The organism is Streptomyces hydrogenans (genome assembly GCF_014656075.1).
GTDB lineage: Bacteria > Actinomycetota > Actinomycetes > Streptomycetales > Streptomycetaceae > Streptomyces > Streptomyces hydrogenans.
In genome coordinates this window covers 41,966-59,067 of sequence record NZ_BNBS01000006.1, presented here as the reverse complement: position 1 = coordinate 59,067, position 17,102 = coordinate 41,966, and the positions used below count along the sequence as shown (strand labels likewise).

Genomic DNA, 17,102 nt, shown 5'->3' with positions numbered 1-17,102 from the left:
GGGTGTCCTCCCCGTCCCGCACGCCCCTTCGGCGCGCTGTCACCCTACGGTCGGAGCCGCCGCGATGATCTCTACATCCCCGGAAAAGATCTTCGGGAAGTTTTTTTCCCGGGGTGTCGGCAGGCTGCCGGGGTCAGATCACGCCCTGTGCCAGCATCGCGTCCGCGACCCGCTCGAAGCCCGCGATGTTGGCGCCGGTGACGTAGTCGCCGGGGGCGCCGTACCGCTCGGCGGTCTCGTGGCAGGTGCGGTGGATGTCGGTCATGATCCCGGCCAGCTCCTCCTCGACCCGGGCCGCGGTCCAGGAGGTCCGGGAGTGGTTCTGGGCCATCTCCAGGGCGCTGACGGCGACGCCGCCCGCGTTGGCGGCCTTGCCGGGGCCGAAGGCGACACCGGCCCGCTGGAGGAGGTGGACGGCCTCGGCGGTGGTGGGCATGTTGGCGCCCTCGGCGACGGCCTTCACGCCGTTGCGGACCAGCGCGGCGGCGTCGTTCTCGTCCAGCTCGTTCTGGGTCGCGGACGGCAGGGCGACGTCGGCGGGGACCTCCCAGACGCGGCCGCCGGGCACGAAGCGGGCGGAGGCGCCGCGCCGCTCGGCGTAGTCGGCGACCCGGCCGCGCTCGACCTCCTTGATCTGCTTGAGCAGGTCGAGGTCGATGCCCTTGTCGTCGTGGACGTATCCGCTGGAGTCGGAGCAGGTCAGCGGGTTGGCGCCGAGGGCGAGCAGCTTCTCGATCGTGTACAGCGCCACGTTCCCGGAGCCGGAGACGACGGCGGTCTGGCCCTCCAGGTCCTCGCCGCGCTCGCGGAGCATGGCGGCGGCGAAGAGCACGCTGCCGTAGCCGGTGGCCTCCGGCCGGATGGCGGAGCCGCCCCAGCCGGTGCCCTTGCCGGTGAGGACGCCGGCCTCCCAGCGGTTGGTGATGCGGCGGTACTGGCCGAAGAGGTAGCCGATCTCCCGGCCGCCGACGCCGATGTCACCGGCGGGGACGTCGGTGTGCTCGCCGAGGTGGCGGTACAGCTCGGTCATGAAGGACTGGCAGAAGCGCATGACCTCGGCGTCGGAGCGGCCGTGCGGGTCGAAGTCGCTGCCGCCCTTGCCGCCGCCGATGCCGAGGCCGGTGAGGGCGTTCTTGAAGATCTGCTCGAAGCCGAGGAACTTGACGATGCCGAGGTTCACCGACGGGTGGAAGCGCAGGCCGCCCTTGTAGGGGCCGAGGGCGCTGTTGAACTCGACGCGGAAGCCGCGGTTGACGTGCGTGCGGCCGCGGTCGTCCTGCCACGGGACGCGGAAGATGATCTGCCGCTCGGGCTCGACGAGCCGCTCCAGGAGGCCGGGCTCGGCGTACTCGGGGCGGGCGGCGAGCACCGGCGCGAGGGAGTCGAGCACCTCGTGGACGGCCTGGTGGAACTCGGGCTGGGCCGGGTTGCGGTGCTCGATCTCGACGCGCAGGGCGTCGAGGGCGGACCGGGCGGCGGTGGTCTCGGCGATGGGACGGGACGGCACGGAGTACCCCCTTCTGGCACGGCTGTACGCGCCAGGGAAGCGGTGCGGTGCTCGGCGCCGTTGCCGAGCGTTGACGGGCGGGGTCCTCGCGCGCCCCCGCACCTGTGGGACCACCGCCGGCCCCCACTGTTACACCCATGTGAATGCAGGCACCAGTAAGCATTCCCGTCCGTCCGGCATGCGAGACGGCGACGGCCCCCGGGCGGCCGGGCGGACCGGCGGGAGGCGGTCGCCCCGGAGCGGCGCTCCCCCGGCGGCGGACGGCGGGAGGTCCCCGGGTACGCGAGAAGGCCCCGCACCTGACGGTGCGGGGCCTTCCCCTACTGCTCAGCGGCTCCTGCGAGCCACCAGGTCAGTTCAAGATCAGGCGTTGATCTTGACGACCTGGCCGGCGCCGACGGTCCGGCCACCCTCACGGATGGCGAACTTGAGGCCCTCCTCCATGGCGACGGGCTGGATCAGCTCGACGGTCATGGAGGTGTTGTCGCCCGGCATGACCATCTCGGTGCCCTCGGGGAGGGTCACGACGCCGGTCACGTCCGTGGTACGGAAGTAGAACTGCGGGCGGTAGTTGTTGAAGAACGGGGTGTGACGGCCACCCTCGTCCTTCGACAGGATGTACGCCTGGGCCTCGAAGGAGGTGTGGGGCGTGACCGAGCCGGGCTTGATGATGACCTGGCCGCGCTCGACATCCTCGCGCTTGATGCCACGGAGGAGCAGACCGACGTTCTCACCGGCCTGGCCCTCGTCGAGCAGCTTGCGGAACATCTCGATGCCGGTGACCGTGGTGGTGGTCTTCTCGGTCTTGATGCCGATGATGTCGACGGTCTCGTTGACCTTGAGGACACCACGCTCGATGCGACCGGTGACGACGGTGCCACGACCGGTGATCGTGAAGACGTCCTCGATCGGCATCAGGAACGGCTTGTCGACGTCACGCTCGGGCTGCGGGATGGACTCGTCCACGGCCTTCATGAGGCCGAGGAGCTTCTCGCCCCACTCCTTGTCGCCCTCGAGCGCCTTGAGCGCCGAGACGCGGACGACCGGAAGGTCGTCGCCCGGGAACTCGTACTCGGAGAGGAGCTCACGGACCTCGAGCTCGACGAGCTCCAGGATCTCCTCGTCGTCCACCATGTCGGCCTTGTTCAGGGCGACGACGATGTACGGAACGCCGACCTGGCGGGCCAGGAGCACGTGCTCCTTGGTCTGCGGCATCGGGCCGTCGGTGGCGGCGACCACGAGGATGGCGCCGTCCATCTGCGCGGCACCGGTGATCATGTTCTTGATGTAGTCCGCGTGACCCGGGCAGTCGACGTGGGCGTAGTGACGCTGCTCGGTCTGGTACTCGACGTGCGCGATCGAGATCGTGATACCGCGCTGGCGCTCCTCGGGAGCCTTGTCGATCTGGTCGAAGGCCGAGGCCTCGTTCAGGTCCGGGTACGCGTCGTGCAGCACCTTGGTAATGGCGGCCGTGAGGGTCGTCTTACCGTGGTCGATGTGACCGATGGTGCCGATGTTGACGTGCGGCTTAGTCCGCTCGAACTTCGCCTTCGCCACTGGGGTCCTCCTGGAGTGGTTCTGAACGCCTTGCTTCATCGGCGCCAGGTGATCTTTGCTGGGGTGCCGTCCGGCAGGGGGTATCCCTCTCGGGACGGCCCCCCACCGGTCGGTGTCAAGCCTAAAGCGTGTGGACGCGGTGCGTTACTCGCCCTTGGCCTTCGCGATGATCTCCTCGGCGACGTTCCGCGGAACCTCGGCGTAGGAGTCGAACTGCATCGAGTAGCTTGCGCGACCCGAGGTCTTGCTGCGGAGGTCGCCGACGTAGCCGAACATCTCCGACAGGGGCACGAGGCCCTTCACGATGCGGGCACCGTGACGCTCCTCCATGGCCTGGATCTGGCCACGGCGGGAGTTGATGTCGCCGATGACCTCGCCCATGTAGTCCTCGGGCGTGGTGACCTCGACGGCCATCATCGGCTCAAGGAGCACGGGGGAAGCCTTGCGCGCGGCCTCCTTGAAGGCCTGCGAACCGGCGATCTTGAACGCGAGCTCGGAGGAGTCGACCTCGTGGTAGCCACCGTCGAGAAGGATGACGCGGACGCCAGTCATCTCGTAGCCGGCCAGGATGCCGAACTGCATGGCCTCCTGCGCACCCGCGTCGACCGAAGGGATGTACTCCTTCGGGATGCGGCCACCGGTGACCTTGTTCACGAACTCGTACGACGCCTCGCCGCCCTCGATGGGCTCGATCGCGATCTGCACCTTGGCGAACTGACCGGTACCACCGGTCTGCTTCTTGTGGGTGTAGTCAAGTCGCTCGACGGCCTTGCGGATCGTCTCGCGGTACGCGACCTGCGGCTTGCCGACGTTCGCCTCGACCTTGAACTCGCGACGCATGCGGTCGACGAGGATGTCGAGGTGGAGCTCGCCCATGCCACCGATGATGGTCTGGCCGGTCTCCTCGTCCGAGTGAACCTGGAAGGAGGGGTCCTCCTCCGCGAGACGCTGGATGGCGACACCCAGCTTCTCCTGGTCACCCTTGGACTTGGGCTCGATCGCGACCTGGATGACCGGCGCCGGGAAGTCCATGGACTCCAGGATGACCGGGTTCTTCTCGTCGCACAGCGTCTCACCGGTGGTGGTCTGCTTCAGGCCCATGACGGCGACGATGTCGCCGGCGCCCACCGAGTCGATCTCCTCACGCTTGTTCGCGTGCATGCGGTAGATCTTGCCGATGCGCTCCTTCTTGCCCTTGACGGAGTTCAGCACCGCGGTGCCGGCCTCCAGGCGACCGGAGTAGATCCGGACGAAGGTGAGCTTGCCGAGGTGCGGGTCGCTCGCGATCTTGAACGCGAGGGCGGCCAGCGGCTCGTCGTCGGACGGCTTGCGCCGGACGACGACCTCGGCGTCCTTGACGTCCTGGCCCTCGATGGCCTCGACGTCCAGGGGCGACGGCAGGTAGCGGACGACAGCGTCGAGCAGGGGCTGGACGCCCTTGTTCTTGAACGCGGTGCCACAGAACACGGGGGTGACCGTGGTCTCGCCGCCCTTGCCGGAGGCGATGGTGATACGACGGATCGCCGCGTAGAGCTGCTCCTCGGTGGGCTCGACGCCCTCGAGGAAGAGCTCCATGAGCTCCTCGTCGTTCTCGGCGACGGCCTCGACGAGCTTGGCGCGGTACTCGTCGGCGAGCTCCTGCTTGTCGGCAGGGATGTCGACGACGTCGTACATCTCGCCCTTGGTCGCCTCGGCGGACCAGACGAGGGCCTTCATCTTGACGAGGTCGATGACGCCCTCGAAGTCGGCCTCGGCACCGATCGGGAGCTGCATCACGATCGGGGTGGCGCCGAGGCGGTCCACGATCATGCTGACGCAGCGGAAGAAGTCGGCACCCGTGCGGTCGAGCTTGTTGACGAAGCAGATGCGCGGAACGCCGTAGCGGTCCGCCTGACGCCAGACGGTCTCGGACTGGGGCTCGACGCCGGCCACGCCGTCGAACACGGTCACAGCACCGTCGAGCACGCGCAGGGAACGCTCCACCTCGACGGTGAAGTCGACGTGACCCGGCGTGTCGATGATGTTGATCGTGTGGTCGACGTTCTCGAGCGGCCAGTGGCAGGTGGTGGCAGCGGACGTGATCGTGATGCCACGCTCCTGCTCCTGCTCCATCCAGTCCATCGTGGCAGCGCCGTCGTGGACCTCACCGATCTTGTACGAAACGCCGGTGTAGAACAGGATCCGCTCGGTGGTGGTCGTCTTGCCCGCGTCGATGTGGGCCATGATGCCGATGTTGCGCACCTTGGCCAGGTCAAGCGAAGTGGTAGCCATAAGGCTTCAGTCTTCTCTCGGTCTCGATGGGGGTTGCGACTACCAGCGGTAGTGCGCGAAGGCCTTGTTGGACTCGGCCATCTTGTGCGTGTCCTCGCGCTTCTTGACCGAAGCACCCAGGCCGTTGGAGGCGTCCAGGAGCTCGTTCATGAGGCGCTCGGTCATGGTCTTCTCGCGGCGGGCGCGGGAGTAACCGACGAGCCAGCGCAGCGCGAGGGTGGAGGCACGACCGGGCTTGACCTCGATCGGCACCTGGTAGGTGGCGCCACCGACACGGCGGGACTTGACCTCGAGAGCCGGCTTGACGTTCTCGAGGGCGCGCTTCAGCGTGACGACCGGGTCAGCACCGGTCTTCTCGCGCAGGCCCTCCATGGCGCCGTAGACGATGCGCTCAGCGGTGGAGCGCTTGCCGTCGAGCAGGATCTTGTTGATCAGCGACGTGACAAGAGGAGAACCGTAGACCGGGTCGATGATGACCGGGCGCTTCGGGGCGGGGCCCTTACGAGGCATTCTTACTTCTCCTTCTTGGCGCCGTAGCGGCTGCGGGCCTGCTTGCGGTTCTTGACACCCTGGGTGTCGAGCGAACCGCGGATGATCTTGTAACGAACACCAGGCAGGTCCTTCACACGGCCGCCACGCACGAGCACGATCGAGTGCTCCTGCAGGTTGTGTCCCTCACCCGGGATGTAGGCCGTGACCTCGATGCCGCTGGTCAGACGCACACGCGCGACCTTACGGAGGGCCGAGTTCGGCTTCTTCGGGGTGGTCGTGAACACACGCGTGCAGACGCCACGGCGCTGGGGCGAACCCTCGAGAGCGGGCGTCTTGTTCTTCTCGACCTTGTCCTGCCGGCCCTTCCGGACCAGCTGCTGGATCGTAGGCACTACTTCTCCGGTTTCTGTGTGCCGTAAGTACTACTAACCTGGAACATTCGCCGACCCACGCGGTCGGGAGTGTCGGATCCGGTGGACCTTCCGCTGAGCGCGGAAAGGCGCGGATCACGGTGGCCGGTCTCGGACTCACCGTGCGGTTGTGGACACGCACAGGAGCCCAGGCACACCCCAGGCACAAGGCATGAGCGTACCTATCGCACGGACTGCGGTCAAAAGAAATGGAACCCGCCGACCCGGCCGCGAAGATCGTCCGGCCCTGCGGCCTCCGGACGCAACCCTTCCGCACCCCGCCCCGGCGGACCGGCCCGCCCGACCGGCGCGCGACCCGTGAGCCCCCCGACCACCCCCGCGCCACAAGCGACTTGAGGGGCGCGCGGCCGGGCGCCCCCGACGACGACCCCACCCCCTCGGGCGTCGCCCGGAGGCCGGCCGACCGCTCCCGCCGGCCGCCGGGCCGCGGAGGAGGGACGGGACGGGTGTCCGAACCCCGGGATCCGGATCCCGGGGTTCGGACGGCCGGAGCCGGGCCGACGCCGGTCCGGGAGACCGGATTCACAACCCCGGCCTCTGAACCCACCTCGGAACCGGCCGCGGACCGGGAGCCGGACGCCCGGGCCGGGTCAGTCGCGGGCCGTGCGGCGGGGTTCGGCGCGGGGTTCCTCGGCCTCGGGGGCGACGTCGGGTTCCAGGAACTGGCTGACGACCTTGACGAAGACGCCCATGCGCTCGTCGGGGACGCCCAGCCAGCGGGCGAAGTCCTCCATGGTGGGCTGCCAGTCGGTCGGCGGCAGCAGGTCCGCCGCCAGCGGCAGCTCCTCCGGCGTGACGCGGCCGGACCGGATGAGCATGTCCCGCACGGAGACCCCGAGCAGCGGGGCGATCCGGCGCATGGTCTCCAGGTCGGGCATGCTCTGGCGCTGGAGGAGGCGGGTCACCGCGGCCCGGTGCACGCCCGCCTCGTCGGCGATGCGGGACTTGCCGCCGCCCCGCGGACTGTCGATGTCGTAGCCGCGCGCTCTCATCAGACCTTCGACCCAGCCCGCGAACTCGTCGAGTCCTTGAGTGTTCATGCTCTACCGCTCCCTCATCCCCCACCCTCTCCGGGCCCCCACTCTAGCGTGCTTGCGCGCACGGAATTACGTGCTTTCGGGCACGCAATCGTGTCGAATCGGTGAAGACCCCTCCCGACCCATAGTTGCGCGCGAGCGCGCAACATGTAAGTCTGCCGATCGCCGCACTCGTCTGCCCCCTGAACCCCAGGGCCCTCACGGGCCCCTGCCGTCCCGGTGGCCCGGACCGTGGAGAGAAACGTCTTGTTCCAGCCCGACCCGACCCCCTGGCAGGCCGCCGCCGCGTGCGCCGGCCTCTCCCCGGCCGTCGTCTTCGCCCGCCGCGAGCGGCAGGCCGCCCCCGCCCTGCGCGCCTGCGCCGTCTGTCCCGTCGCCCGCGAGTGCGAGGCGGCCGTGGCCCCCGCCGAGAGCTGGTTCGACGGCGTCTGCGCGGGCCGCCTCTGGCGCAACGGCCGCCCGGTGAAGCCCCGCCCCCGCGACGGCGCCGGACGCCACGAGGGCGGCCCGGCCCCCCTCGACGCCCGGAACGGCCCCGCCCCCCTCGACGCCCGGATGGTCGCCGCCCAGCTCGCCGCCGTCCCCGCCGGCGGCCTCCCGGCCCGCGCCGGAGGCGACCGTGACTGAGCGCACCGGCGAGACCGCCGCCCCCGTCCTGCGGGACATCACCCTCTGGGCAGCCGCCCTCGTCCGCCACTTCCCCGAGCTGGCCGAGGAGCTGGCACCGGTACGCCGCTCCCCTGCGGGCGCCGGGCCGGCCGCGCCGCCGCCCGGCACCGCCGAACTGATCCGGCGGGAGCGGCGCGAGGCGCTGCTCCTGGAGCAGCGGCACGGGCTCGCCGTGCCCGGCCACGGCGCCGCCCCGATCCGGCTGCACGTCTCGGACTGCATCCGGGACGTCACCGACGGCGTGGTGGAGCTGGAGGAGGCCGTCCACGCGCGGCTCGGCCTGCCGCGCCCGCCGCGGGCTGGGGTGGTCGACCGGCTGCGCCGGGTCGTCGCCCTGCTCGACCCCGTCGCGGCCCACCCGGACCTCGCCCGGCACGTGCGGGACGAGGTGCGGCGGATGGCCCGCCGGTGCGCCCGCACCCTGGGCGAGGCGGAGACGGTCGTACGGGTGGCGGGCCGCTGCCCCTGGTGCGACTCGGTCTCGCTGCGCGCCTTCCCGGACCGCCGGGCGGTGCTGTGCGTGAACCCGGCCTGCGTGTGCGTCGACCCGGTCTGCGGCTGCCAGGACGACCCCGCCTACCGGCACCTGTGGCGGGAGGAGGAGTGGCGGGAGCTGGCGGACGCCTCCGGGGCGCGCACGGAGGAGATCGAGGCGGCGATGGACGACACGGCCGCGGCGGCCGGGACGAAGGAGACCTCATGCTGAGCACCCCCCACCTGCCCGCCCTGATCCCGGGCCCGCTCGCCGCCGAGGAGGCCGGGGTGGCCCCCGCGACCATCCGCAAGTGGGTGCAGCTGGGCCATCTGCGGGCCGTCGGCAAGGCGGGCCGGGCGCAGCTCTTCCGCCTGGAGGACGTCTTCGCGGCGGAGCGGGCGGCCCGCCGGCGGCCGCGTACCGCCTGACCTCCCGTACGAAGCGGCGCCCCCGTGTCCTGACGGACGCGGGGGCGCTTTCTCATGCCCGCTTCAGGAAGTCGTGCAGGGAGCGGGTCAGTTCCTCGGTGAAGCGGGCGCGGACCGGCTCGTCGACGCGGTCGAGGGAGAGGTACGGGTTGAGGTCCTCCAGCTCGACGAGGAGGAGCTCCCCATCGGGGGCCCGACAGGCGTCGACGCGCTGGATGCCGTGGCGCAGCGTGTTCCAGTCGACGAAGCCGCGCGCGAAGTCCAGGTCGGCCGCGGTGGGTTCGTACGGCACCAGTTCCCAGCGGCGCTCGGGGTCGGGGGCGTACAGCGCGTACTGGAAGCGGTCGTCGACGAAGTAGAAGGAGAGCTCGTACCGGAAGTCGATCCTGGGCTGGACGAGCAGTTCCCCGTCCCCGTACGGGAGTGCGGCGAGCTCGGCGTACGGGAGGAAGCGCAGTCCTATGGAGTCGGCGCCGGCCTTGGGCTTGACCGCGTAGGCGGCGGCCTCGGGGAGCCGGTGCAGGTCCTCGGGGCGGTCGACGGTGGGGATGACGGGGCGGCCCTCGGCGGTGAGGTCGAGGAGGTACTGCTTGCCGGCCATGTCGCCGCGGCCGTGGAGCGGGTTGTAGACGCGGGTGCCGAGGGCCGCGGCGCGCTCGCGGAAGCGGTCGTACGCCTCCTGGAAGTGGAGGACCGGGCCGCTGTTGCGGACGACGACGGCGTCGAAGGCGTCCATCAGGGCGGCGGCGTCGCGGGGGTGGCAGAGGGCGAGGTCGAAGGAGGCGCGGAGCCGGGCGGTGAGGTCGATGTCCTCGTCGCAGTAGCGCCGTCCGCGGGCCGGGTAGGCGAGGTCGGTGACGTAGAGCAGGCGGGGGCGGTCGGCGGACACGGGCGGCTCCTCGGGAGGGGACGGAACGGGGGACGGAGAGGGAGCGGGGCGGGGAGGGGGCAGAACAGGGGCGGGGGGGGCAGAACAGGGGCGGGGAAGGGGCGGAAAGGGGGCGGAGAGCGGTCGGGGCGCGGCTGGAAGCGGGTCGGGGAGGGCCAACCTATCGGCGAGTGCCGCTCGCACGGAAGGCATCGCCGCAGGTCAGGGCCACTTCTCCGGGATTCCGGTCGCTTCGGCCCCCGAACTAGTTGCGTGCGCGCACGCTCTCTGTCACAGTTGGCGCAGCGGCGGAGCTGCGCCCGCAGGACGGGCGGCGGCTCCGCCGTCCGTCGTCCGGGCGCGTTCCCGCGCCCCGCCCCCTCCCCCGCGGGAACCCCGGGCGGCGGCCCCCTCTCCACCGCCCCTCCCTCCCGAGGAGAAACCGTCATGACCACTCCCCCGAGTGCGTTCCCGGACGTCGAGAAGCTGGTCGTCGACGTCCTCAAGGCCGACCCGGCGCTGGCCGGGGCGGTGATCGCCGTCCAGGCGCCCGCCGGCTTCGACGGCACCCAGGCCGCCGTCCTGGTCAACCGCCGCGGCGGCGCCTGGATCGGCGACCTGCACGTCGACATGCCGCTGATCGAGTTCGAGGTCTACGGCCCCACCAAGGAGGCCGCCCACGTCCTCGCCAACGGCGCCCGGCGCGCGCTGCTCGCCACCCTCGGCAAGCAGATCGGCACCAACGTCGTCCACGACGTGGAGGAGCAGGACGGGCCGCGCTGGCTGCCCGACTACCTCTACCGGGGCGCCCACCGCTACCTCTGCGTGCTGCGCCTCTCCCTGAGCGTCTTCTGACGCCCCGCCGGATCACCCGGCCCACCGACGAGGCCCCGCCGACCGGCGGGGCCTTTGCCGTACCCGGGCTCCCTTCCCTCCGCCCGGGCGCGGCGCCCTCACCCATCACAAGGAGAAACCCACCATGGCAGGAAACAACTCGGCCGAGATCCGCGTCGCCGGCTCCGGCAAGCTCTTCGTCGCCACGGCCGGCGCCACCGCCCCGTCCTTCGGCTCCGACCCGGCCACCGACTGGGCCGCGGCGACCTGGACGAACCTCGGCTACACCACCGGTGACGGCGTCACCTTCTCCAAGAAGGACAAGCTGGAGCCGATCGACACCTGGCAGTCGGTGTCGCCGGTGCACTTCATCTACTCCAGCCGTGACCTGTCGCTGAAGTTCTCGCTGCTCCAGTTCAACGAGGACACGCTGCCGTTCTTCATGGGCGGCGGCAAGGTCGAGGCGGAGCCGGCCGCGTCGACCGACACGTACAAGTACGAGATCGCCGAGCGCCCGTACGCGGACGCCCGCGCCCTCGGCCTGGAGTTCACCGACGTCAAGGTCGGCGGCACCGCGGTCACGTACCGCTTCATCATCCCGCGCGGCCAGGTCACCGCCTCCGACGACATCAAGCTGGCCCGCAAGGCGGCGTCCACCCTGGGCGTCACCTTCACGGCCATGTCGAACGGCGACGGCAAGCCGCTGGCCACCTTCCTGATGAAGGACAACCAGTACGGCGCCTCGGCCTGATCCCCCCGGGGCGGGACGGCGGCGCCCCCGCCGTCCGGCCCCGGGCCCTCCCCTCCCCTTCGTACGGATCCGATCAAGGAGTACGCATCACCATGGCCCGTTTCGACGTCAACGCCGCCCGCGCCCAGCGCCAGGAGGGCCGCAGCCGCTCCTGGACCTTCGAGCTGGACGGCGACACCTTCACCCTCCCCACGGAGCTCTCCCGCACGACCGCGAAGGGCCTGCGCAAGCTCGACGACAACGACGTGGACGGCCTGCTCGCGCTCCTCATGGGCGCGGAGCAGTTCGCCCGCTTCGAGGAGCACGACGTCACCATGCAGGACATCGCCGCCATCCTGGAGGCGTACGGCCAGGAGACCGGGCTCGGCCTGGGGGAAGACTGAGCCTCGTCGAGTTCGTCGACGAACACGCCGAGGCCCTTGAGGCGGACCTGATCCGCTACTACGGGACCGACATCCTCGACTGGCACCGGGGCGAGCTGTCCAGCCGGCGGCTGCTGGTCCTGGTCAAGCACCTGCCGCGGGAGAGCGCCCTCCAGCGCCAGATCCACGGCGAGGCCGCCGAGTGGTCGGTCACCGACCACCTGCTGGCGGCGGTGGTGGACCATCTGGCCGTCTCCAACTGGATGTTCACCTGCGTCAACAGCGGTGAGGACAGCGATCCGCCGGAGTTCCCGCAGGCGGTGCCGCGGCCGGGATCCAAGGAGGACGAGCACGGGGACGAGGACGGGGAGGGCACCGTGACCGGGACGGTGGGCGGGGCGCCCGCTCCCCCGGCCGGCACGCCGGCCCACGCCGTCTCCCCCGGCGAGCTCGCCCGCTTCTTCGGCTGAGCGCCGGCCGCCCGTCCCGTCGGTTCCGCCCTCCCCGAGTCCGTTCCCGTCAGGGGGCGGACTCCGGAGGTGCTTCCTGGGTGCGCTCGGCGGCAAGTTCCTCCTCCAGCGCCTTGGCGCGCTCGGAGAGGCGGCGGGTCCTGCGGGGCTCGGGGTCCCGGCGTTCGCCGGTGCCGCCGCCCTGCTGGACGGGGACGTGGGAGAGCGGCGGGACGATCGGGCGGCCGCCCTTGCCCCGTACGACCTTGCGGACGGGCTGCGCGTTGCGCCGGGCGCGGCTCTCCTGGGCCGTGACCAGGGCGTCGGGCGCCGTCGCGTCGGGCGCGGGCTCCTTGCCGTGCTCGGGCTCGGGCTCGTCCCCGTACCCGCTGTCGGGCTCCGGCTCCGGCACCGGGCCCCGCTCGAACAGCTCGCGCTCCCGGCGCACCCGCTCCTCGGCCTCGACGACGGCGGCGGGCGGTTCGAGGAGCCGGGCGAAGGGCAGCGCGATGACCCGGGCGCCGTCCTGCGGCCCGGCGTCCCTGCGGCGCTGCTGCCGTCCGACGCCCCGGCCGTCGCCCTGCCCCTGGGCGTAGGCGTCGGCGACGCGGCGCTCGTACTCCCGCCGGATGCGCGGGAGTTCGTCGGAGACGGCTTCGGCCCAGCCGGAGGTGAAGGCGGTGGTCTCCCGGCGGTCGATCTCGGACCGGGGGATCACGACGAGCTCCTCGGGAGCGTACCCGAGGGCGTGGACGAGTTCGGAGAGCCGTGCGAAGAGGTGCGGGAGATCGGGATGGGAGGCGAGCCAGTCGACCATGCGGTCCCGCCGGTCGGCATCCGGGTCCGTGTCCATGTGTCAGTGCTGCCTTCCAGCCCCCTGGGGTCCCCGCGCGCCCCTCGCGCCCCGTGCCGTCCCGGAGTGGTCGGCCGGGAGAGCGCCCTCCAGGTTACCCGGTCGAACTTTTCCTTCGATCACCGCCAACTCGTTCGAGAACCTGACGAGAAGACACGCCGTCAGCCCCATCTCGCTCGACAAACCTCGAACAGATGTTCCACACTCTGTTCGCACAGTAGTTCGATAACGTGGTGCCCCCGCTCTCCACACGCACGCGGCGCCGCCACGCACGCACGGGCAAGCAAAGGAAGGCAGGCGTCCATGACTCAGCCGGGCGAGGCAGCGCGACCGCACATCCCTCTCCAGGACCGCCTTCGCCAGCTCCTCGACGGACCCGCCGCCCTCGACAAGAGAGCCCTGCTCGGCACCCTCTACGCCGAGGTCTCCCGCCGCGAGACCCTCGCGTACGCCGCCGGCTGGAACGACGCCCTCGCGACGGTGCCGCGCGGCCCCCGCCGGGACACCGACGCCTAGCCGCGGCGCACAGCCCCTGCGAACGAGCCCCTGCCGGGACCCGGCGGGGGCTTTTCGGCGCTTGGCCCGCACGGGCCGGAAGCGGAGCGAACCATGAACAAGGAACAGGAGATCCTCGACAGGATCTCCGAACTGAAGGCCGCGCTGATCGAGGGCCGGGCCGACCCCGACGGCAAGGACAAGCCCGAGCTGCCCTCCCTGCTCAAGCACCACCTCATCAACGTGTCCCCCAAGGTCGCCACTCAGGAGTTCATCGAGAAGCACTTCAAGGAGGCCCTCGACCAGCTCAAGGCGGCCCACGAGGAGGTCGTCAAGAGCCCCTGGCAGGAGATCATGGAGCTCCTGGGCTTCGACAAGATCTACAAGGGCATCGAGGAGATCTTCAAGAACGGCCTGGTCGCGGCCCTGCCCGCGCTGGCCCTCGGTCTGACCCAGGCCCTGCTGCCCCTCATCGCCATCGTGGTCGCGGCGGCCGCCCTCGCGGGGTCCCGCGCGCTGATGAAGTGGATGCTGAACGGCGACGTCATCACCATGCGGGGGCCCAACGGCCCCTTCTCGCGCGAGAACGCCGCCGTCGTCGACCAGCGCGAGCGCCGGATCGCCAACGGCGGCACCAGCATCGCCGACCTCGTGAGCGACCCGGCCAACGCCCAGCAGGCCGAGACGCTGGCCAGGGCGCTCGAGAAGCTGAACCCGCAGGTGGAGAGGTTCGAGGCGAAGGCCCCCTCGTTCCTGAACTCCTTCAAGAGGCTGCCGAACCAGAACAAGGCCGACAAGGCCGTGACCGTCCTCGACACCTTGGGCGGGGCCATCAAGAAGGTCAACGCCGTGAAGCTGCGGAAGATCGCCGAGGGCCTGGAGAAGCTCAACGACGAGTTGGGCAGGTTCCAGCCCACCAAGCTGCCCACGGACACCCAGCTCGGAAACACGGCCCAGGCGATGAACAACCTCGCCAACGAGACCGGAACCCTCCGTGACAAGTTCCGCGACCTCCGGACCGTCATCGGCAGCCTCGACGACGTGATCGCCGGCGCCGGCGCCCGCTGACCCCCACCCATCCCCGAAAGGAGGTACATCCATGTCCCTCGTCAGAAACCTCAAGAACGCGTCGACCGCCCTCGGCAGCTTCAAGACCCAGGCGTCCAACGCCGGCACCTCGGTCAAGAAGGTCGGCGACGCCGGCCGGTCCGCGTCCGGTCAGCTCAGGACGCTGCGTACGAACGCCCAGGGCGCCGGCACCCAGCTGAAGAACCTCAAGACCGCGTCCGACCAGGCCGAGCGGGCCATGAAGAAGGCCGGCACCACCGCCCAGTCCGCCGGCGGCAAGCTCGGCAAGTACGAATCCGGCGCCGGCAAGGCCGCCAAGGGCCAGGACAAGCTCAACAAGTCCATGAAGGGCAACTTCCTGGTCCGCCTGCTCGAACTCTTCATGCCGCTCATCGAGGCCGTCGTCGACATGGCGCTGCGCTCGAAGACGATGCAGACGGTCCTGAAGAAGGCGTTCAGCGCCGTCAAGAGCGTCATCAGCTCCGTCATGAAGGCCATCGGGCCGATCATGAAGAAGGCCGGCTCGCTCATCAAGACGGTCTGGAACGGCATCAAGAAGGCCATCTCCACCGTCGTCAAGGCGGTCGCCACCGTCATCAAGACCTACGTGAAGATCTGGAAGACGGTCATCACCACGGTCATGAAGGCGATCAAGACCGTCATCAGCACCGTCTGGAACGGCATCAAGCGCGTCATCACCCCGGTGGTGAACTGGATCAAGAGCGCGATCCCCAAGGCGTTCAGCGCCGTCAAGGACAAGATGTCGTCCATCTGGAACGGCCTCAAGGGCATCGCGTCCCGCGCCTTCGACGGCATCAAGAGCGGCGTGAAGGGCCCGATCAACGCCGTCATCGGCCTGATCAACTCCATGATCCGCGCCATCAACCGGGTCAAGGTCTCCGTCCCCGGCTGGGTCCCCGTCGTCGGCGGCAAGACCTTCGGCGTCAACATCCCCACCATCCCGATGCTCGCCACCGGCGGTGTCGTGATGCCCCGCACCGGCGGCGTCCCCGCCATCCTCGCCGAAGCCGGCGAGGCCGAGGCCGTCCTGCCGCTCTCCAAGCTCGACCGGCTCCTCGCCCTCACCGCCCGCCGCGCCCGCCAGGCCCAGGGCCAGGCCGTCACCGCCGGCGCCGGACTGCACATCGAGCACTACCACGCGGCCCGCGGCAGCGACCCGCACGCCACCGCCGACGCCCTCATGTACCTGGTGAAGGCGCGTGGAGCCCGCGCATGAGCGCCGCCCTCGCCGCGCCCCGCGTCGTGATGCCCTCCTTCCGGGCGGTCATCGGCCCGATGGGCGGCCTCCGGCAGGGTGCCGTCGGGGCGACCGGGGCGGTGCGGAACCTCCGGCAGAACGTCCAGCGGGCGTCCGCCGGCGTCGCCGCCCTCGTCACCGCCGCCCGTGACGCCGGCACCGCCACCCGCACCCTCGGCCAGAACTCCGCCGGCACCGGCACCGCCCTCGACAGGCTCCGCCGCTCCCCCGCCGCCACCCGCGTCCAGCGGATCGCCACCGCCGCCGGCAAGGCCCGCACCGCCGCCGGACGGATCGGCACCGGCGCCGGCGCGGTCCTCGGACTCCTGCTGCCGCTGCTGCCCGTCGCCGACGTCATCACCGGCCTGATGGGCACCTTCGGCACCGTCATGACCGTCGCCTCGATCGCCATGACGGGCGTCAACGTCGCCATGCGGGCCAACCCGCTCGGCTTCCTCGTCGGCCTGATCGTGCCCGTCGCCGCCTACCTCATCGAACTCGCCGTCCACTCCGAGACCGGACAGCGGATCATCCGCCAGGTCCTCCAGCAGGCCCTCAAGGCCGTCCAGGGCGTCTGGAACTTCCTCAGCCCCTTCATGAAGGCGCTCGGCAAGGCCATCGGGACCTACGCCAAGGCGTACCTGACCGTCTTCAGGACCGCCCTCAAGATCGTGGGCGCGGCCGTCGGCGGGATCTCCCGGATCGGCTCCGCCGTCCGGGCGGCCAGCAACGCCCTCGGCGGCATCGCCTCCCGCACCCTCGGCGGCATCAAGAGCGCCGTCCAGCCCGTCGTCCGCTGGATCACCGAGAAGGTCCCCGGCTTCTTCCGCACCGCCAAGGACGCCGTCGCCAAGGCCCTCAAGGGCATCGGCGACCTGGTCAAGGGCGGCCTCAGCGCCGTCCTCGGCGTGGTCAAGGGCCCCATCAACGGCCTGATCGCCTTCGCCAACTGGATCATCGACGGCCTCAACAAGCTCAGCTTCAAGATCCCGCTCACCGGCAAGAAGTTCGGCGTCTCGCTCGACAAGATCCCGATGCTCGCCGAGGGCGGCATCGTCGCGCCCCCCGAGGCCGGCGAGTACCGCATCGACGCCCTGAACGAGCTGGAGCACCGGCGCGTCCCGGCGCTCACCGAGCCGCCCCCGCGCCCGCACCGCGTCCGGGAGTTCCGCGAGGAACCCGGCGCCGGCCCCGTGGGCGTGGCCGAGGACCTGTACTTCCTCCTCGCCGCCCACACCGGCACCGGCGCCGAGCAGCCGGTCCTGACCTGACGACCCCGCCCACCCCGAAGTGAGGT

At 70.7% G+C, this 17,102-nt stretch carries 19 protein-coding genes; 11 read left to right on the top strand and 8 right to left on the bottom strand.

The genetic code is table 11. The annotated features are described in order from the left end of the window. Nucleotides 1-133: 133 nt before the first annotated feature. The 6 genes from gdhA to IE321_RS04595 all read right to left on the bottom strand — a co-directional run bounded on the left by gdhA (nucleotide 134) and on the right by IE321_RS04595 (nucleotide 7,298). Nucleotides 134-1,507: an NADP-specific glutamate dehydrogenase gene (gene gdhA, locus IE321_RS04620; RefSeq protein ID WP_372470184.1), complete on the bottom strand. Its 1,374-nt coding sequence runs from the start codon at nucleotides 1,505-1,507 to the stop codon at nucleotides 134-136. Nucleotides 1,508-1,870: 363 nt separating this feature from the next. Then, complete coding sequence (tuf, locus tag IE321_RS04615) at nucleotides 1,871-3,064, bottom strand: elongation factor Tu (protein WP_043230265.1); 1,194 nt, start codon at nucleotides 3,062-3,064, stop codon at nucleotides 1,871-1,873. A gap of 144 nt (nucleotides 3,065-3,208) precedes the next feature. Beyond that, nucleotides 3,209-5,335, bottom strand: a complete 2,127-nt coding sequence (fusA, locus tag IE321_RS04610) for an elongation factor G (RefSeq protein WP_190221887.1) — start codon at nucleotides 5,333-5,335, stop codon at nucleotides 3,209-3,211. A gap of 39 nt (nucleotides 5,336-5,374) precedes the next feature. After that, nucleotides 5,375-5,845 carry a 30S ribosomal protein S7 gene (rpsG, locus tag IE321_RS04605; protein WP_030494244.1) on the bottom strand — a complete coding sequence of 157 codons (471 nt, stop codon included), beginning with the start codon at nucleotides 5,843-5,845 and terminating at the stop codon, nucleotides 5,375-5,377. Between the two features lie 2 nt (nucleotides 5,846-5,847). Then, nucleotides 5,848-6,219, bottom strand: coding sequence for a 30S ribosomal protein S12 (rpsL, locus tag IE321_RS04600; protein ID WP_003948652.1), 372 nt, complete (start codon nucleotides 6,217-6,219; stop codon nucleotides 5,848-5,850). Between the two features lie 629 nt (nucleotides 6,220-6,848). Beyond that, nucleotides 6,849-7,298: a helix-turn-helix domain-containing protein gene (locus IE321_RS04595; RefSeq protein WP_043230262.1), complete on the bottom strand. Its 450-nt coding sequence runs from the start codon at nucleotides 7,296-7,298 to the stop codon at nucleotides 6,849-6,851. 243 nt (nucleotides 7,299-7,541) lie between these two features. Here IE321_RS04595 and IE321_RS04590 point away from each other — a divergent pair, with 243 nt between their 5' ends. From IE321_RS04590 to IE321_RS04580, 3 genes are read left to right on the top strand one after another with little or no spacing between them, the layout of a single operon-like run. After that, on the top strand, nucleotides 7,542-7,922 hold the full coding sequence (locus IE321_RS04590; RefSeq protein WP_190221886.1) for a WhiB family transcriptional regulator: 381 nt from the start codon (nucleotides 7,542-7,544) through the stop codon (nucleotides 7,920-7,922). Further along, nucleotides 7,915-8,670: a hypothetical protein gene (locus tag IE321_RS04585; protein ID WP_190221885.1), complete on the top strand. Its 756-nt coding sequence runs from the start codon at nucleotides 7,915-7,917 to the stop codon at nucleotides 8,668-8,670. Before IE321_RS04590 ends, IE321_RS04585 begins: the two co-directional genes overlap by 8 nt. Further along, a complete protein-coding gene (locus tag IE321_RS04580; protein WP_043230261.1) occupies nucleotides 8,664-8,867 on the top strand; it encodes a MerR family transcriptional regulator in 204 nt (67 codons plus the stop codon). Before IE321_RS04585 ends, IE321_RS04580 begins: the two co-directional genes overlap by 7 nt. A gap of 52 nt (nucleotides 8,868-8,919) precedes the next feature. On the opposite strand, the gene IE321_RS04575 is transcribed toward IE321_RS04580, so the two are convergent. Then, on the bottom strand, nucleotides 8,920-9,756 hold the full coding sequence (locus tag IE321_RS04575) for an ATP-grasp domain-containing protein (protein ID WP_190221884.1): 837 nt from the start codon (nucleotides 9,754-9,756) through the stop codon (nucleotides 8,920-8,922). Between the two features lie 426 nt (nucleotides 9,757-10,182). Here IE321_RS04575 and IE321_RS04570 point away from each other — a divergent pair, with 426 nt between their 5' ends. The 4 genes from IE321_RS04570 (at nucleotide 10,183) to IE321_RS43135 (ending at nucleotide 12,152) form a co-directional block, all read left to right on the top strand. Beyond that, nucleotides 10,183-10,590, top strand: coding sequence for a hypothetical protein (locus tag IE321_RS04570; protein ID WP_043228801.1), 408 nt, complete (start codon nucleotides 10,183-10,185; stop codon nucleotides 10,588-10,590). Nucleotides 10,591-10,714: 124 nt separating this feature from the next. Continuing rightward, nucleotides 10,715-11,320 carry a phage tail tube protein gene (locus tag IE321_RS04565; RefSeq protein ID WP_043228802.1) on the top strand — a complete coding sequence of 202 codons (606 nt, stop codon included), beginning with the start codon at nucleotides 10,715-10,717 and terminating at the stop codon, nucleotides 11,318-11,320. A gap of 92 nt (nucleotides 11,321-11,412) precedes the next feature. Next, a complete protein-coding gene (locus IE321_RS04560; protein WP_043228805.1) occupies nucleotides 11,413-11,703 on the top strand; it encodes a hypothetical protein in 291 nt (96 codons plus the stop codon). A gap of 212 nt (nucleotides 11,704-11,915) precedes the next feature. Further along, nucleotides 11,916-12,152, top strand: a complete 237-nt coding sequence (locus IE321_RS43135) for a hypothetical protein (protein ID WP_190221883.1) — start codon at nucleotides 11,916-11,918, stop codon at nucleotides 12,150-12,152. A gap of 49 nt (nucleotides 12,153-12,201) precedes the next feature. Here IE321_RS43135 and IE321_RS04550 read toward each other — a convergent pair whose 3' ends face one another. Further along, nucleotides 12,202-12,984: a hypothetical protein gene (locus IE321_RS04550; RefSeq protein ID WP_190221882.1), complete on the bottom strand. Its 783-nt coding sequence runs from the start codon at nucleotides 12,982-12,984 to the stop codon at nucleotides 12,202-12,204. 303 nt (nucleotides 12,985-13,287) lie between these two features. On the opposite strand from IE321_RS04550, the gene IE321_RS04545 reads away from it, so the two are divergent. The 4 genes from IE321_RS04545 to IE321_RS04530 all read left to right on the top strand — a co-directional run bounded on the left by IE321_RS04545 (nucleotide 13,288) and on the right by IE321_RS04530 (nucleotide 17,076). After that, nucleotides 13,288-13,500 (top strand): hypothetical protein, encoded by a 213-nt coding sequence (locus IE321_RS04545; RefSeq protein WP_043228807.1) that lies wholly within the window; start codon nucleotides 13,288-13,290, stop codon nucleotides 13,498-13,500. A gap of 93 nt (nucleotides 13,501-13,593) precedes the next feature. After that, nucleotides 13,594-14,547: a hypothetical protein gene (locus IE321_RS04540; protein ID WP_190221881.1), complete on the top strand. Its 954-nt coding sequence runs from the start codon at nucleotides 13,594-13,596 to the stop codon at nucleotides 14,545-14,547. A gap of 31 nt (nucleotides 14,548-14,578) precedes the next feature. After that, nucleotides 14,579-15,784 carry a phage tail protein gene (locus IE321_RS04535; protein ID WP_043228810.1) on the top strand — a complete coding sequence of 402 codons (1,206 nt, stop codon included), beginning with the start codon at nucleotides 14,579-14,581 and terminating at the stop codon, nucleotides 15,782-15,784. Then, entirely contained in the window at nucleotides 15,781-17,076 is a 1,296-nt protein-coding gene (locus IE321_RS04530) for a phage tail family protein (RefSeq protein ID WP_190221880.1), read from the top strand. Before IE321_RS04535 ends, IE321_RS04530 begins: the two co-directional genes overlap by 4 nt. Nucleotides 17,077-17,102 lie beyond the last annotated feature (26 nt).

Excerpts from the sequence above, each read along its gene's own strand:
- fusA (WP_190221887.1), bottom strand. The coding sequence starts at position 5,335 with ATGGCTACCACTTCGCTTGACCTGGCCAAGGTGCGCAACATCGGCATC.
- rpsG (WP_030494244.1), bottom strand. The coding sequence starts at position 5,845 with ATGCCTCGTAAGGGCCCCGCCCCGAAGCGCCCGGTCATCATCGACCCG.
- IE321_RS04595 (WP_043230262.1), bottom strand. The coding sequence starts at position 7,298 with ATGAACACTCAAGGACTCGACGAGTTCGCGGGCTGGGTCGAAGGTCTG.
- IE321_RS04580 (WP_043230261.1), top strand. The coding sequence starts at position 8,664 with ATGCTGAGCACCCCCCACCTGCCCGCCCTGATCCCGGGCCCGCTCGCC.
- IE321_RS04570 (WP_043228801.1), top strand. The coding sequence starts at position 10,183 with ATGACCACTCCCCCGAGTGCGTTCCCGGACGTCGAGAAGCTGGTCGTC.
- IE321_RS04565 (WP_043228802.1), top strand. The coding sequence starts at position 10,715 with ATGGCAGGAAACAACTCGGCCGAGATCCGCGTCGCCGGCTCCGGCAAG.
- IE321_RS04560 (WP_043228805.1), top strand. The coding sequence starts at position 11,413 with ATGGCCCGTTTCGACGTCAACGCCGCCCGCGCCCAGCGCCAGGAGGGC.
- IE321_RS04550 (WP_190221882.1), bottom strand. The coding sequence starts at position 12,984 with ATGGACACGGACCCGGATGCCGACCGGCGGGACCGCATGGTCGACTGG.
- IE321_RS04545 (WP_043228807.1), top strand. The coding sequence starts at position 13,288 with ATGACTCAGCCGGGCGAGGCAGCGCGACCGCACATCCCTCTCCAGGAC.
- IE321_RS04540 (WP_190221881.1), top strand. The coding sequence starts at position 13,594 with ATGAACAAGGAACAGGAGATCCTCGACAGGATCTCCGAACTGAAGGCC.
- IE321_RS04535 (WP_043228810.1), top strand. The coding sequence starts at position 14,579 with ATGTCCCTCGTCAGAAACCTCAAGAACGCGTCGACCGCCCTCGGCAGC.
- IE321_RS04530 (WP_190221880.1), top strand. The coding sequence starts at position 15,781 with ATGAGCGCCGCCCTCGCCGCGCCCCGCGTCGTGATGCCCTCCTTCCGG.